Source organism: uncultured Thiodictyon sp. (assembly GCF_903946935.1).
Lineage (GTDB): Bacteria > Pseudomonadota > Gammaproteobacteria > Chromatiales > Chromatiaceae > Thiodictyon.
Genome location: NZ_CAJAXH010000267.1, coordinates 1 through 13,592, shown reverse-complemented (window position 1 = coordinate 13,592; position 13,592 = coordinate 1). Strand labels below are relative to the sequence as shown.

At 61.8% G+C, this 13,592-nt stretch carries 12 protein-coding genes; 10 read left to right on the top strand and 2 right to left on the bottom strand.

Translation table 11 applies throughout. From position 1 onward, the window contains the following. Positions 1-71: 71 nt before the first annotated feature. The 6 genes from QZX93_RS23370 (at position 72) to recC (ending at position 7,663) form a co-directional block, all read left to right on the top strand. On the top strand, positions 72-1,070 hold the full coding sequence (locus tag QZX93_RS23370) for a zinc-dependent alcohol dehydrogenase family protein (protein WP_295384375.1): 999 nt from the start codon (positions 72-74) through the stop codon (positions 1,068-1,070). 59 nt (positions 1,071-1,129) lie between these two features. Continuing rightward, positions 1,130-1,711 carry a metallophosphoesterase family protein gene (locus QZX93_RS23365; protein WP_295394972.1) on the top strand — a complete coding sequence of 194 codons (582 nt, stop codon included), beginning with the start codon at positions 1,130-1,132 and terminating at the stop codon, positions 1,709-1,711. Between the two features lie 49 nt (positions 1,712-1,760). Next, complete coding sequence (locus QZX93_RS23360; RefSeq protein ID WP_295391946.1) at positions 1,761-2,495, top strand: ATP-binding protein; 735 nt, start codon at positions 1,761-1,763, stop codon at positions 2,493-2,495. Further along, positions 2,482-3,498 carry a hypothetical protein gene (locus QZX93_RS23355; protein ID WP_295391944.1) on the top strand — a complete coding sequence of 339 codons (1,017 nt, stop codon included), beginning with the start codon at positions 2,482-2,484 and terminating at the stop codon, positions 3,496-3,498. Before QZX93_RS23360 ends, QZX93_RS23355 begins: the two co-directional genes overlap by 14 nt. A 160-nt stretch (positions 3,499-3,658) precedes the next feature. Beyond that, positions 3,659-4,111, top strand: coding sequence for a DUF29 domain-containing protein (locus tag QZX93_RS23350; protein WP_295391942.1), 453 nt, complete (start codon positions 3,659-3,661; stop codon positions 4,109-4,111). Between the two features lie 54 nt (positions 4,112-4,165). Continuing rightward, entirely contained in the window at positions 4,166-7,663 is a 3,498-nt protein-coding gene (recC, locus tag QZX93_RS23345; RefSeq protein ID WP_295391950.1) for an exodeoxyribonuclease V subunit gamma, read from the top strand. Between the two features lie 560 nt (positions 7,664-8,223). Here the strand turns inward: recC and QZX93_RS23340 are convergent. After that, positions 8,224-8,478, bottom strand: coding sequence for an AbrB/MazE/SpoVT family DNA-binding domain-containing protein (locus QZX93_RS23340; RefSeq protein WP_295391941.1), 255 nt, complete (start codon positions 8,476-8,478; stop codon positions 8,224-8,226). Positions 8,479-9,202: 724 nt separating this feature from the next. Here QZX93_RS23340 and QZX93_RS23335 point away from each other — a divergent pair. Next, positions 9,203-10,633, top strand: a complete 1,431-nt coding sequence (locus QZX93_RS23335) for a DUF1566 domain-containing protein (RefSeq protein ID WP_295391939.1) — start codon at positions 9,203-9,205, stop codon at positions 10,631-10,633. A 181-nt stretch (positions 10,634-10,814) separates the two neighbouring features. Beyond that, positions 10,815-11,678, top strand: coding sequence for a hypothetical protein (locus tag QZX93_RS23330; RefSeq protein WP_295391937.1), 864 nt, complete (start codon positions 10,815-10,817; stop codon positions 11,676-11,678). A 347-nt stretch (positions 11,679-12,025) separates the two neighbouring features. On the opposite strand, the gene QZX93_RS23325 is transcribed toward QZX93_RS23330, so the two are convergent. Next, positions 12,026-12,388 carry a transposase gene (locus QZX93_RS23325; protein ID WP_295391935.1) on the bottom strand — a complete coding sequence of 121 codons (363 nt, stop codon included), beginning with the start codon at positions 12,386-12,388 and terminating at the stop codon, positions 12,026-12,028. Between the two features lie 188 nt (positions 12,389-12,576). Between QZX93_RS23325 and QZX93_RS23320 the strand changes: the two genes are divergently transcribed. Together QZX93_RS23320 and QZX93_RS23315 are read left to right on the top strand one after the other, a co-directional pair. Beyond that, a complete protein-coding gene (locus QZX93_RS23320) occupies positions 12,577-12,909 on the top strand; it encodes a DUF6883 domain-containing protein (protein WP_295391933.1) in 333 nt (110 codons plus the stop codon). A 17-nt stretch (positions 12,910-12,926) separates the two neighbouring features. Further along, positions 12,927-13,151 (top strand): DUF4926 domain-containing protein, encoded by a 225-nt coding sequence (locus QZX93_RS23315; RefSeq protein ID WP_295391931.1) that lies wholly within the window; start codon positions 12,927-12,929, stop codon positions 13,149-13,151. Positions 13,152-13,592: the final 441 nt, after the last annotated feature.

Sequence of the window (13,592 nt, the reverse complement as noted above, 5' to 3'; positions counted from 1 at the left end):
GGTGTTGTCAGGTGCATGGCTACAAGGCTACTGTTAGCGTCTTTGCTGCGATAAGTCGGTGAGTGTTGCCCATGAAAGCGATCGAGATACGTGAGACCGGTGGCCCTGCGGTCCTGCAATTGACCGAACGTCCCCGTCCCGAACTGAGCGGTCCGGACGACATCTTGGTGCGGCTGATGGCCGCTGGCGTGAACCCGGTCGACACCAAGATCCGCGCCAACGGCGCGCTCCTGCCCGCCGGGTTCCCGGCCGTCCTGGGCTGCGACGGGGCGGGCGTGGTCGAGGCGGTCGGCGCGGACGTGACCCGCTTCAAGTCCGGCGACGAGGTCTGGTTCTGTCACGGCGGTCTGGGAGGCCCGGTCGGCAACTATGCCGAATATATCTGTCTCGACAGCCATCTGGCCCAGCCCAAGCCGCACGCGCTGACGTTCGCCGAGGCCGCCGCCGCGCCCCTGGTCCTGCTGACCGCCTGGGAGGCGTTGAGCGATCGTGCGGGTCTCGCCGCCGGTCAGACCGTCCTGATACATGCCGGGGCCGGGGGCGTGGGCCACGTGGCGATCCAGCTCGCACGGATCGCCGGGGCGCGGGTCTGCACCACGGTGAGTGGTCCGGAGAAGGCCGAGTTTGCCCATTCATTGGGGGCCGAGTACTGCATCAACTACCGCGACGAGGACCTGGTGGACGCGGTCATGCACTGGACCGGCGGGCGCGGGGTGGATGTGGCGCTGGATACCGTGGGCGCGGCGTGTTTCCGTCAGAGCATCCCGGCCATGGCCCCCTACGGCAATCTGGTGACCATCCTGGACCCGGGGCCTGAGCTGGATCTCAAGGAGGCGCGCATGCGCAACCTGCGCCTGAGCCTGGAGCTGATGCTCACGCCCCAACTGCGCAACCTGCCGCGGGCGCTCGCCCACCAGGGCGAGATCCTGCGCCGGTGCGGCAAGCTGATCGACGGCGGGGAGCTCAAGATCCACGTCTCGCAGACCTTCCCCCTGGCCGAGGCCGCGGCGGCCCACACCCTGATCGGGGCCGGGCATGTGACCGGTAAGCTCGCTCTGACGATGGATTGAGCAGCGCCTGCCGGGCGCGCGACCCGGCCAGTCGCTGTAAGACGACCCCTGGACTCGACATGACGGATGCCACATCGACCGGCCTGGCGGACGGTCTCGACGGCCCGGGCCCGGTGCGGGTCGCGATCATCGCTGACACCCATGGCTGGGTGGATCGGCGCGTGCTCGCGGTGGTGGCCGACTGTGACCTCGTTGTACACGCAGGGGACATCGGCAGTGCCGCGGTCCTCGCCCGACTGCGGCCCCGCCGCGGCCTGATTTATGCGGTGCGGGGCAATAACGATCGCCCGGCCGAGTGGCCGGCGGCGGACCAGGCCCTGCTGGCGACCATTCCCCCACACACCCAGATCGACCTGCCGGGTGGCGTGCTGGTCGTCATCCACGGTCACAAAACCGCGGCGCGGATACGCCATGAGCGGCTGCGCCGACGCTTCCCGCGCGCCCGCGTCCTGGTCTGCGGGCACAGTCACCGTCTGGTGCTGGATCGGGACGCACTGCCCTGGGTCCTCAACCCCGGGGCGGCGGGGCGCACCCGCACCGGCGGCGGGCCGACCTGCCTGGTGTTGAGCGCGGATGAGCGGGACTGGCGGGTGGAGGTCCACCGTTTTTCACCCGCACCCGGCCCCCGAATGCCAGCCTGATAGCTTTGCGTTCATTTGCGGCTAAGTACTCTTTCCAGGACCACACCCCATGGCCGATACTCGCCCGAAGCCCCCCAAATCGCTCCTGCGTCAGGTCGGCCGGGCCATCGCGGACTATCGCATGATCCGCGACGGCGACCGCATCCTGCTCGGTGTCTCGGGCGGCAAGGACTCGCTGTCGCTGCTGGCGATCCTGCGGCACCTGCAAACCTATGCCCCGGTGCGCTTCGAGCTGGCGGTGCTGACCGTGGACCCGGAGGTGCCGGGCTTCGACCCCTCGCACCTGCCGGGCTGCTACCCGGAGCTCACCTGGCACTACATCCGCCAGCCGCTGATCGCCCAGGCGCGCACCCACATGGACGGCGACTCCTTCTGCGCCTACTGTTCACGGATGAAACGCGGCATCATGTATCGCATCTGCCGCGAGCAGGGCTACAACTGTCTGGCGCTGGGCCAGCACCTGGACGACCTGGCGGAGAGCCTGCTGATGTCCATCTTTCACAACGGCCAGTTGCGCACCATGAAGGCACACTATGTCAACAAGACCGGGGACGTGCGCATCATCCGCCCGCTGGCCTATTGCCGCGAGCGCCAGACCGCGGACTACGCCCGCGCGGCGGCCCTGCCGGTGGTGCCCGACAGTTGCCCCGCCTGTTTCGCTATGCCCACCCGACGCGAGCACATGAAGGCCCTGTTGACACGCGAGGAGAGCGGGCACCCCAATCTATTCGCCAACCTGCTGCACGCCATGCGACCGATCATGACCGAAAATGGATTGGTTTGAACGCCTCTTTGGGTTCCGCGAGGTCGGCTATGACAAGACCCGCCGCCAACTCGGGCTTGACGGGCGCCAACTGCGATCCCGAGTCAATGGCAGGACCTACGGCATTGGCGAGCTGGAGCTCGTATCGCTGGGCTCCTTGCGCGAACGCGTGCGTATCGCAGGCATGCCGGCCGGCCGCCTGAGCGTTCGCATCGTGACCGGCGATGTTCGGGCCATGCATGCATTGCCTGAATACGCCGGCGCGCTATTTCAAGTCGCCTCGCAATTCAACCTGTTGGAGATGACCGCGCCGGAGGTGAGTCCTGAGCATGGCGTCACACGCTATCGGTGCGATGGCACTCAGGGACCGGCCTGCGCCATGGCCGCCGGTGCGGCCACGGTGTATCGCAATTATTTTGCGCCGGTGGCTGGGGGGAGTGGCCAGACGAGCGAACGTCAGTTGGACGGACTGGCCGATCTGGGCGCTGCGTTCGGCGCATCGCTGGGTGTGCCGGTCAATACGCTGTGGACGATGCGCAATGGTTACGCATTATGCACCCAGGCCGGTCTCGAAGCGATTTCGGGCCATCTCGCGAGCCTGGGACCAGCGCAGATCGATGCCTTGCGCGGCCTGTTGCGTATCGGGTGTCACCGCGACGTGGAGGTCACCGATGCGCTCGCCGCACCGCCACCGATAGTCTCACAGGCCTTCTGCTCGGCGCTCCCGGTTGCCTATAGTCGTGTACCGCCGGCGTTCTGGGCGCCCTTTGCCACCTTGATACTGGAGGCCGCCTACGAGGCTACGCTGCTGGCCGCGATGGCGAGCGCGCAATGCGGCGGATCGAATGTCGTCTTATTGACTCGGCTGGGTGGCGGCGCCTTTGGTAATGACGCTGGCTGGATCGATGCCGCGATGACCAGGGCACTGCGCCTGGCGGCGGCCTTCGATCTCGATGTGCGGCTGGTGAGCTATGGTCTCCCCACACCAGCGCTCCAAGCGCTGGCGGCCGATTTCAGCCAGTAGGTGAGATGCTGACTTTGGCGTTAGTCATCGTTCCGGCCACTCTCCCCAGAGACAAGCCGGACTTTCCCGTTCTCTGCGTCTCGGCACCTCTGCGTCAGACATTATGGACTCACGCAGAGACGCGGAGGCGCCGAGACATTTGCAGTAGGAGTGTCGAAAAATGACCGTTGCTCAGAGTTACGACCGTGATTTTTTCGGCTGGTTGAACGCCAATGCGCAATTGATGCGAAATCATCAATTTGACCAGCTCGATGTTGAACATGTGGCCGAGGAGCTGGAGGCGATGGCTAAGAGCGAGAAACGTGAGCTATTGAATCGCCTTGCAATATTGCTGATGCATCTGCTTAAATGGCAGTACCAGGCACCCAAGAGAACGCGCAGTGGGCGCAATACCATATTGACGCAGCGCATGGACATCGCGGACCTGCTTGAAGACAGCCCGAGCCTGAAGCCACTGGTGACTGAAAAAATCCAGGCGGCCTATGAGAAGGCCAAGCTCAAGGCAGAGGATGAGACCGGCATCGATCGCGGCCGCTTTCCGCGGGAATGCCCATATACCCTTGAGCAATCGCTGTCCCCGGAGTTTTTTCCCGGTGACGCCAGCGATGCCTGAGCGGACTTGCAACTGGAGCCCGCTGTGACCGCCAGCCCCCTCCCCCCCGGCCTGATGCTCGTCCACGGCAACCAGCCGGAAACCCTGCGGGACCTCCTGGTGACCTGGATGCGGCGCTATCCGCTGGCGCCGCTGGAGCAGGAGATCTGTCTCGCCCAAAGCAACGGCATCGCCCAGTGGCTCAAGCTGGCGCTGGCCGCCAATCCCGGCGCGGATGGCAACGAGGGCGGGCTCGGCATCGCCGCCGCGCTGGAGGTCTCGCTGCCGTCGCGGTTCCTGTGGCGGGTCTATCGGTCGGTGCTCGGACCCGGGGCGGTCCCCGAGACCTCGCCCTTTGATGAGTCGCGTCTGATCTGGCGCCTGATGCGGCTCTTGCCGCAGCTCCTGGAACAGGCCGAGTACGCGCCCATCCGGCGCTTCCTCACCGAGGATGCCGATCTGCGCAAGCGCTTCCAGCTCGCCGAGCGGCTGGCCGACCTGCTCGACCAGTATCAGGTCTATCGCGCCGATTGGCTGGACGCCTGGGCCGCCGGTGAGGCCGTGCTGATCGATGCCCGGGGTACGCGCGTGCCCCTGGCGCCGGAGCAGCACTGGCAGGCCTCGCTGTGGCGCGCCCTGCTGGACGATGTCGAGAGCGGCCATGGCCACCTGGGGCGCGGCTCCCATGCCGGGCGGGCGGCCGTGCATGCCGCCTTCCTGCGCCGCGCGGCCGACTGGCCGCCGGGCCAGCGCCCGGCCGGCCTGCCGCGCCGACTGCTGGTGTTCGGCATCTCCAGCATGCCGCGCCAGTCCTTGGAGGTCCTGGCCGTCATGGCGCGCTGGACCCAGATCCTCATGTGTGTCCACAACCCCTGCGAGCACTACTGGGCCGACATCGTCGCCGACCAGGACCTGCTGCGGGCGCAACACCGCCGCCAGCAGCGGCGCGACGGCATGCCTGAGGATCTGGCCCCGGAGCGGATGCACCTGCACGCCCACCCCCTGTTGGCGGCCTGGGGCAAACAGGGGCGCGACTTCATCGGCCTGCTCGACGAGCACGACGACGCCCAGGCGCGGGCGCAGTACGCCGGGCATTTCCATGCCATCGAGCAGCGCATCGACCTCTTCGCGCACCGCGAGCCGGACGCCGTCAACACCCTGCTGGGACAGTTGCAAGACGACATCCGCGACCTGCGCCCACTCACCGAGACCCGCACCCACTGGCCGGCGCTCGACCCGCGGCATGATCGGTCCATCCGCTTCCATACCGCCCACGGTCCCCAGCGCGAGGTGGAGGTCCTGCACGACCAGTTGCTGGCCGCCTTCAATGCCGACCCCAGCCTGACCCCGCGCGACTGCATCGTCATGGTCCCGGACATCGACGCCTATGCACCCTACATCCAGGCGGTGTTCGGGCTGCTCGATCGCAGCGATCCGCGCTTCATCCCCTACAGCGTCGCCGACCAGGGCCAGCGCGCCACCGATCCGCTGGTCCAGGCCCTGGCGACCCTGCTGGCCCTGCCCCAGTCGCGGCTCGCGGTGAGCGACCTGCTCGACCTGCTCGAGGTCCCGGCCCTGCGGCGGCGCTTCGGCATCGACGCCGACGACCTGCCGCGGCTGCATCGCTGGGTGCGGGGCGCCAACATCCGCTGGGGCCTGCACGCCGAGCAGCGCGCCAGCCTCGACCTGCCGCCCCAACCCGAGGCGCAGACCCAACACACCTGGCGCTTCGGTCTGCGCCGCATGCTGCTCGGCTATGCCGTCGGCGCGGGCACCGGCGAGTGGCAGGGGATCGAGCCGTTCGATGAGATCGGCGGGCTCGATGCCGCACTGCTCGGCCCCCTGGTGCGACTGATCGAGCGGCTGGACGCGACCTGGCACCGGCTGCGCGAGCCCGCCACCGTCGCCGACTGGTGCGTACGCCTGCGCACCCTGATGGCCGACTTCCTGCTGCCCGAGGACAGCGACGGGGACGCCTATACCCTGCTGCGGCTGGAAAGCGCCCTACAGGAATGGCAGGAGGTCTGCGACGAGGCCGCGCTCACCCAACGGCTGCCGCTGTCGATCGTCGGCGAGTATTGGCTGTCGCGGCTCGACGCGGGCGGCCTCTCGCAGCGCTTCTTTGCCGGCGCCGTCACCTTCGCCACCCTCATGCCCATGCGCGCCATCCCCTTCCGTCAGGTCTGCCTGCTCGGCATGAACGACAGCGACTACCCGCGCCAACGCAAGCCCATGGACTTCGACCTCATGGGCCGGGACTATCGGCCGGGCGATCGCTCGCGGCGCGAGGACGACCGCTATCTCTTTCTGGAGGCCCTGTTGTCAGCGCGCGACCGGCTGCACTGCTCCTGGGTGGGGCGCAGCATCACCGACAACAGCCCGCGCCCGCCCTCCGTGCTGGTCGGCCAGTTGCGCGATCACCTGGCCGCCGGCTGGCGGCTGGCCGGCTACACCGGGCCGGCGGACAAGGCGTCGGAGGCCTTCCTGGACGCGCTCACCCAAGAGCACCGGCTCCAGCCCTTCAGCCCGGACTATTTCCCGCCCCACCCCGCCCAGTCCGCCTGGTTCACCTATGCCCGGGAGTGGCGACCTGGCGGTGGACCGACGCCAGCGGGGGGCGGCGACGCACCCCTCGCCCCGCTGGTGCGCGATGAGCCACTCACCATCCGCGAACTGGCGGACTTCCTCAAGACCCCGGTCAAGACCTTTTTCCGGCAACGTCTCGGCGTCTATTTCGAGGACGATGAAGGACCCGGAGAGGACCAGGAACCCTTTGCACTGGATGGGCTGGAGCGTTGGCAACTCCAGAACGAATTGATCCAGGTCCAGGCCGCGGCGCTGGCGCGGGATGAGACGATCGAGCCCGCCCGTGCCGAGCGGATGGATCGCATCCGCCGCCGCGGCGACCTGGCCGCCGGGGCCTTTGGCGAGGCCCTCGCCGCGGAATTGGTCGCCCCCATGGACGACCTGTTCGAGCGCTATCAGAAGGCGCTCGCCCGCTGGCCGCAGGCCATCGAGGACGAGGCGCCAATCCGCTTTCAGGCCGCGGACCCGCAATTGCCGCCGCTGGCGGACTGGCTCGGCGGGCTACGCGTCAATGCGGCCGGCGAGCGGGGCCGGGTCGTGCTGGAGTCCAGTGACCTGGTCAAGGACAAGCAATACCGCGGAGAGGTCATCATCCGCCATTGGGTCATGCACCTCGCCGGGCACCTGACCGGTGCGCCACTCACCACCCAGGTCATCAGCAAAGTGGGCGATGTCGAGCTGAAACCGCTCACCATCGAGCAGGCGCAGGCGCTCCTGACCGACCTATTGGCAGCCTGGCACGCGGGCATGCGCCAACCGCTACCGCTCGCCGCCAAGACCGCCTTTGCCTGGCTCAAGGCCGGCAATGAATCCGCCGCCCGCAAGGTCTACGAAGGTGCCGACCAACAACGCGGCGAGGTAGAGACCGATGCCTACCTGGCGCGTGCCTATCCGGGGTTTGACGCACTCTGCGCCGACGGCGCATTCACCCATTGGGCCGAGACCCTGCTGCGACCGCTCTTTGAGGCACTACACGCCAAGCCATAGACGCCGACGCTCCCGGCGCGCAGCGCCTGGGAGCGCCTGGGAGCGCCGACATTCTGTCGGCCAGCCGCCGCAGGCGGTTCGCGGTTTCGCGGTGAATCGCAAAGGGCCTTGTTTTCGCGAGAACCCAACGGCGCTTCGCGCCGTCGCCGACAGACTGTCGGCGCTCCCAGGCGCCGACCCCCCATTCTCGTGACACCGCTCCAGCGGTGTCGCGCCTGTGTCAGGCGCTCTGCGCCGGGAGTGTCGATGGGCGGACCGATGATCATGGTCCGCGGCGGGGTTTGGTGTCTGCGAATACCTGCCCAGTCGCTGGCTCCGTGTCACGAGCGGCCAGAGTTATGATCAACGCCAAGCCGTGATCGTCATTCCGGCAGGGACGCCGGAATCCAGCCCGTAGGGTCCGCTGCGCGGACCAACGACCTCGCGGCTAGCCCGGTGGCCGGGATGATGATCAAGGCCGCCATCAAGTTAAGGATTTTCCGTTCGCCCTGAGCCTGTCGAAGGGTGAACGGGAAATCCTTAAATGAAGAACCGGGCCAAGACGTTGGTATCGAGCGACTTCACGCCCGCTTGCGCGCCGTCAATGTCGCCGGGTCGAAGTCCTCCAGACGGCGCGGAACGCCCCGTGACGGTGCCGTCACCAGACCGGCAAGCCCGGTGAGATCGACACTGGGCTCGGCACGGACCACGCGCAGTCGCAGTCCGTCGCCCTCCTCCAGCAATTCGAGTTGCGTGCCGCTACCCAGACCCAAACGCCGCCGTAGCGCGGCTGGCAGTTGGATCTGACCTTTGCAGGAAACGACGACGGTGGTCATGGGCGGTTCTCGCGGGATATATCGATCAGAGCAAGGGCGACCGTTAAACATATCGGGATCGGTGTGACAGATCAAGGGCCGGAGGATGCGGTGAGGCACGTGCCGCACCTTCGGGGGGCAACCTGCTGCTCGACGCCCAGCTTACACCGGCGCCGTCGCCTTGATCTGCGTCCGGCCAGCGGCCGTTGGGGAGTCCAAGTCTTCAGCCTTAGTCCTGTCCATCCAAGGCTGAAGCCTTGGACTCCGGCCCCGAGCTGGCCGAAACGACGACCAAGACCCATTCCGCCCTTGATTGTCATTCCGGCCGGGACGCTGCAATCCTGCGCCACGGACGGCAACCTCTCGCCGCCGCGGGCTCGCAGAATATCGCGGACTGGCCGAAACGACGATCAAAGCCAACCTTAAGATCCACCGTGTCGCCCCGCCCGATGTCCACCCGCTCCCGTCAAGTATCCACAAAAAACCATTTGCATCCGTCAAAGCCCCGGCGATACACTAAGCTCTGCATGCTGCCTGTGTTAAATTTCTGTTAATGCAATAGGAGGGCACCTTATTCATCTGGCTTCGGGGAAAAGGAGATTTTGAGCCTGATCGCTTCCCCCTACTTTCACTCAGTTCCATGGAGTGCTTTATTGGCGGCGAGGTGCGGAAGCCATGGGCGGAGAGGGTTGTTTGGTGAAAACCGTGGTCTGTCCCTAATTATTCCTTGAGGGTTAGAAAATTAATGAAAAACATGCGAGATATCTACCTTGTGGGTATCGCGTTATTTATTTTTTTTGCTGTCTTCTCTTGCAAGAGCAAGAGCAAGATCGAACTTTTGGCAGAAAAATATCACGTATCCGAGGAAACCGTTAGCGAGTGCTTGGCGGATTTCTCTGACACAACTGAAGAAAAAGTTCTTAGTATTGTTTCCAAAGAGCAATGGTTTTTTGGCTTTTTCGGCCCAACTTGCAAGGAATTGGCCGATCAATCACGCCTGTACAACAGCCCGGCCGTTTTCTTCGACGCACGAATGCTCAAAATGACGAAAGATCGTTATATTGACTATAAAGCTAAAGAAATAGCGGAAAAAGCTGGTGTTAGCAATAGCCAGGCAAGAGAGTGGCTCCAACATTCCCAAATACCCTTCGATGCATCGTTAAGCGATGACGTGATATGGTATTTTTGCAAGTCTGATTGGACCTCTTGTCAAAATACAAACAGCATTTCAAAACAACTGACATTTATATATTTGCGCGACAGTGACGCGATTACTTCAGACGCGGCCGCTGAGTGGATATATTCATCATACCCCACTAAGATGACCACTGCTTATCACTTTCTTATTGCTAAAGCGCAAAATATCGTATTTTTTGATGGAGTAATTGGCACGGGACTTTTTTTAACCGATGCTTTAAAGCCGTTCGCGATCGACATGGTTATCTGCGCTGACAAAAAATACTCTCTGCTGGCAGAGTCCCCAATCTCTTCTGTTCTTGAAGACTGTTTTAAGAATGCATTTTCATCTCTTAGGGATTCTCTAGTATCTGCTAAGAGGATCTATGAACAGGAGCGTCAAGAAAAACCGATGACGCAGTACTGCGATTACAAGAAAGTAAGTGCCACAGCCCCGGCTAGTCGTTTCATCGACAATGGGGATGGAACGGTAACTGATAAAGAGACTAAGCTGCAATGGAAGCGATGTTCCCAGGGACAGTATTGGTCCGGCGACACCTGCATTGGAACTGGATACGGTACTAGTTACCAAGACGCGGTGAGCATAGCTTATCAGGCAAGATATGCAGGTAAAGACGACTGGAGAACCCCAGAGATCTGGGAGTTGGGTTCTATTGTTGAGCTGGCTTGCGCAATGCCATCAATAGACGCAGCAATCTTTCCCGGGACATCTGCTGGTGAGTACCAGACAACAGGTAGCGATAGCATTGATTTCCGTGAAGGAATACTCACAAATAGGAGAATAGGCCTTAAAGAACGCCAGATAAAACTTAGGTTGGTGCGTGGACGTGAAGTGACACCTGTTTGTGTAATGAGCAAACTAATGGCTATCTGGGATCAATTAGGTTACGATATACATCATTTTCGCTCGAAGAGCCGTGCGCCATTGAGTCGCTGGCCTGATCAGGATGCGTGTAATAAATTATTAATTTTACCTTAAGCCTTCCAAGAATAGGGAGAATGATCGGGAGGGAATATCGGTGACAGACCACGCTTCATGGTCAAGGACATGTTGGAGATGAGTCGATGAATTAAACTTAGTCTGTCCCCTATTTTCGGCCCCCTATTTCCGCTATTTCTCCTGCCGGGTAACCGGCGTCCCTACGGCTGAGGCCGAGATCTTGGGCATCTTCTTGGGCATCTGGATTATGAGCGACGACCCAGCCATCAGTTATTCTCCTCACTACGTAGCGTTTCTCGACGTCTTAGGCTTCAAGAAACTCGTGATGAGCGAAAAACCGGCAGACCTCAAAAAGATATCGGAGTACTTCGACTTGGTGCAGAAAAGCACCGAGACGCTCAAGGCATCGAATGATGGTGTTCCTATCGGCTCCATTGTAATCAGCGATTCAGTAATCCTTTCGATTAGCTCCGGGAGTGATCCCAATGAGAATTTGCAGAGGCTGCGAGATCTTTGTATCGCCGTCCGTGATATTCAATTCGGCCTCGCGAAAGACAACATTTGGATGAGAGGCGGAATTTCGCATGGTAATGCATTTTGCCCTATCAACGAGCAACAAGTTGTAGGCCCCGCCTATGCTCAGGCTTATCGACTAGAGCAAGAGCATGCAAAGCACCCCCGTGTTGTCCTAGACAACCGAATCATTAAGGACGTAAAACTCAGGTCGGCGGGAGCACTAATAAAGCGCCTAAACGAATCGCTGGCAAAGATGCCTAATTACGATATCTCGGATCGGAATATCGTATTTCAGTGGTCCCACGCCGGATACCAAAAATGGGGAATAACGCAGGACGTTGCGATGTTCGTTGACTATTTGGCTCCGGCTTTTCAGGATTGCTCAACGCTGGCCATGATTATAGAGAACATTGAGGAGTGCATTTACTCCGATAATGGCATCTATCCGAAGTATCGCTGGGTTGTTGATTACCTCCGCGCGAGTTGCAAACATTATATTAACGATGTACCGAGCTGTCCCGATAAGAGCGAATTAAGAAAACTATTCAGCCTCCTTGAAGACCTGTGAGGGAGATAAGCACGGCAATAGGGGACATACCACGTTTAATTCCCTCGCCACGCTTGGCGACTTGCTTTCGGTGGCCGGGGTGGTCCGATTTAACGCATTACGGATGGGGTCAGGTCTTGGTTTCGGTGACAGTTTACTTAATTCAGCCTCGCGCAAACCTGAGTTAGATATACTATCCCCGGAAATCGCTTGCTGTCCCCGGAAATCCCTGGCCTGACCGACCCGAGCATGCGCCTACCCAACGCCGACCGAGCCTTTGTCGACCTTCAGAAGCGGGTTACGGTGACAGTTTACCAAATGGCATTATTTCTCGTTGCGATCCCTTTTCTTGGGTCCACGCTTCTGAATTACGGTGACAGTTTACTAAATACACTGAATGCGGATGGGCGTTGAACGCAACCCGTAATTACTGTATTTGGTAAACTGTCACCGTAATTAAGGGCGTGATGCCGGTAGCTCGACCAGCGATACTCCGCCGGGTCGGCGACCATGCCCGCCCGGACCGGGTTCAGCTCGATGTAGCGCTGGCAAAACAAGAGATACGTCTCGGCCTGCACCAGGGAGGATTTGTACCTGCTGTCCCAGAGGGTTCCCGTGCGCCGGTAGCTGTGGTTGATATATTGCACGTACTGACGCCCCACGGCGATAATGACCTGCGGAATCGATACGGCGCTTGCGGGCGTGACCAGCAAATGGACGTGGTTGGTCATCAGAACGTAGAAATTACGGTGACAGAAATTACGGTGACAGTTTACTAAATGCGGGAAAACGGGGACGGACAACGATTTCAGTTCAGAGCAATACAAGAGTTTCGGTGACAGTTTACTTCATTCAGCCTCGCGCCAAACCTGAGTTAGATATACTGTCCCCGGAAATCCCTGACCTGACCGACCCGAGCATGCGCCTACCCAACGCCGACCGAGCCTTTGTCGACCTTCAGAAGCGACGGGGGTACTGTCTGAATCCGGCGCATCCCCGCGGCCAGCACAAGGCCCGGGTCTTCGCCGCCGCACTGGGCATCACTGCCCGCGAAGCAGCCTGGCTGCGCACCGCCTTTATGCGCGCCGCATGCACGCATGACGCGACGGCCGGCGAGGCGGATGCCTATGGTCGGCGCTATGATTTGGATATCTCAATTGACGGCCCAAAGGGAGCCGCGGCAGTCCGAATCACCTGGATCGTCAGAACCGGAGAGGACTTCCCCCGGCTCACCAGCTGCTATGTCCTGTGATCGATCGGGAGCCCCCCATGACCCAACACATTAAACCTTTCGATGTCGTTGCCCTCACCGGCGATCTGCCCGACCGCGGTCTGCTCACGGGGCAGGTCGGTACCCTAGTGGAGTCCCTCGGCCAGGACGTATTCGAGGTCGAATTCATCGACGACGAGGGTCGGACCTATGCCCTGACGGCTATCGGCGCCGATCGACTCCTGGTGCTGCGCTACGACTTAGCGCAGGCAGCCTCGGGGTAATCGGCCGGTAAGCCGGGATAGAGTATTATTGCGAAAAAGGGGCCAGTGCGGCTTGGCAATGTCGCGTAATCTAGTGGGTGGAACTCCCACCTGGGTAGTCGCTAGCCACGAGCCCAGTATCGAGCCTTGCGGCGCGAACGGTAACGGGCGTGTCGATGCGTAGGCGCGAAAGCAGGCGAGGTGTAAAGGTAACGGGTGGAGCCGGCCTTGAAGGTTTTGAGCCCCGAAAATTTTAGTCGGAGAGTGCCGACGGCTTTGGCCCGCTGGCAGGCAACAACCAGTATCGCGCCACAGCGAGCGATGCGGGTACTCCTCGGGGTCCCAGGCCATGTCGAGCCTGACATTGAGAATGCGCGGTAACCGAGGAGGTCCGCATCTTGGTCTGCTGGAGGCGGGCACCCGTGAACAAGCGAAAAAGGCAAGGACACGGGCGGCGGGGTG

Bases quoted from the DNA above. Each gene is read 5' to 3' on its own strand.
- QZX93_RS23370 (WP_295384375.1), top strand. From the start codon at position 72: ATGAAAGCGATCGAGATACGTGAGACCGGTGGCCCTGCGGTCCTGCAA.
- QZX93_RS23365 (WP_295394972.1), top strand. From the start codon at position 1,130: ATGACGGATGCCACATCGACCGGCCTGGCGGACGGTCTCGACGGCCCG.
- QZX93_RS23360 (WP_295391946.1), top strand. From the start codon at position 1,761: ATGGCCGATACTCGCCCGAAGCCCCCCAAATCGCTCCTGCGTCAGGTC.
- QZX93_RS23355 (WP_295391944.1), top strand. From the start codon at position 2,482: ATGGATTGGTTTGAACGCCTCTTTGGGTTCCGCGAGGTCGGCTATGAC.
- QZX93_RS23350 (WP_295391942.1), top strand. From the start codon at position 3,659: ATGACCGTTGCTCAGAGTTACGACCGTGATTTTTTCGGCTGGTTGAAC.
- recC (WP_295391950.1), top strand. From the start codon at position 4,166: ATGCTCGTCCACGGCAACCAGCCGGAAACCCTGCGGGACCTCCTGGTG.
- QZX93_RS23340 (WP_295391941.1), bottom strand. From the start codon at position 8,478: ATGACCACCGTCGTCGTTTCCTGCAAAGGTCAGATCCAACTGCCAGCC.
- QZX93_RS23335 (WP_295391939.1), top strand. From the start codon at position 9,203: ATGAAAAACATGCGAGATATCTACCTTGTGGGTATCGCGTTATTTATT.
- QZX93_RS23325 (WP_295391935.1), bottom strand. From the start codon at position 12,388: ATGACCAACCACGTCCATTTGCTGGTCACGCCCGCAAGCGCCGTATCG.
- QZX93_RS23320 (WP_295391933.1), top strand. From the start codon at position 12,577: ATGCGCCTACCCAACGCCGACCGAGCCTTTGTCGACCTTCAGAAGCGA.
- QZX93_RS23315 (WP_295391931.1), top strand. From the start codon at position 12,927: ATGACCCAACACATTAAACCTTTCGATGTCGTTGCCCTCACCGGCGAT.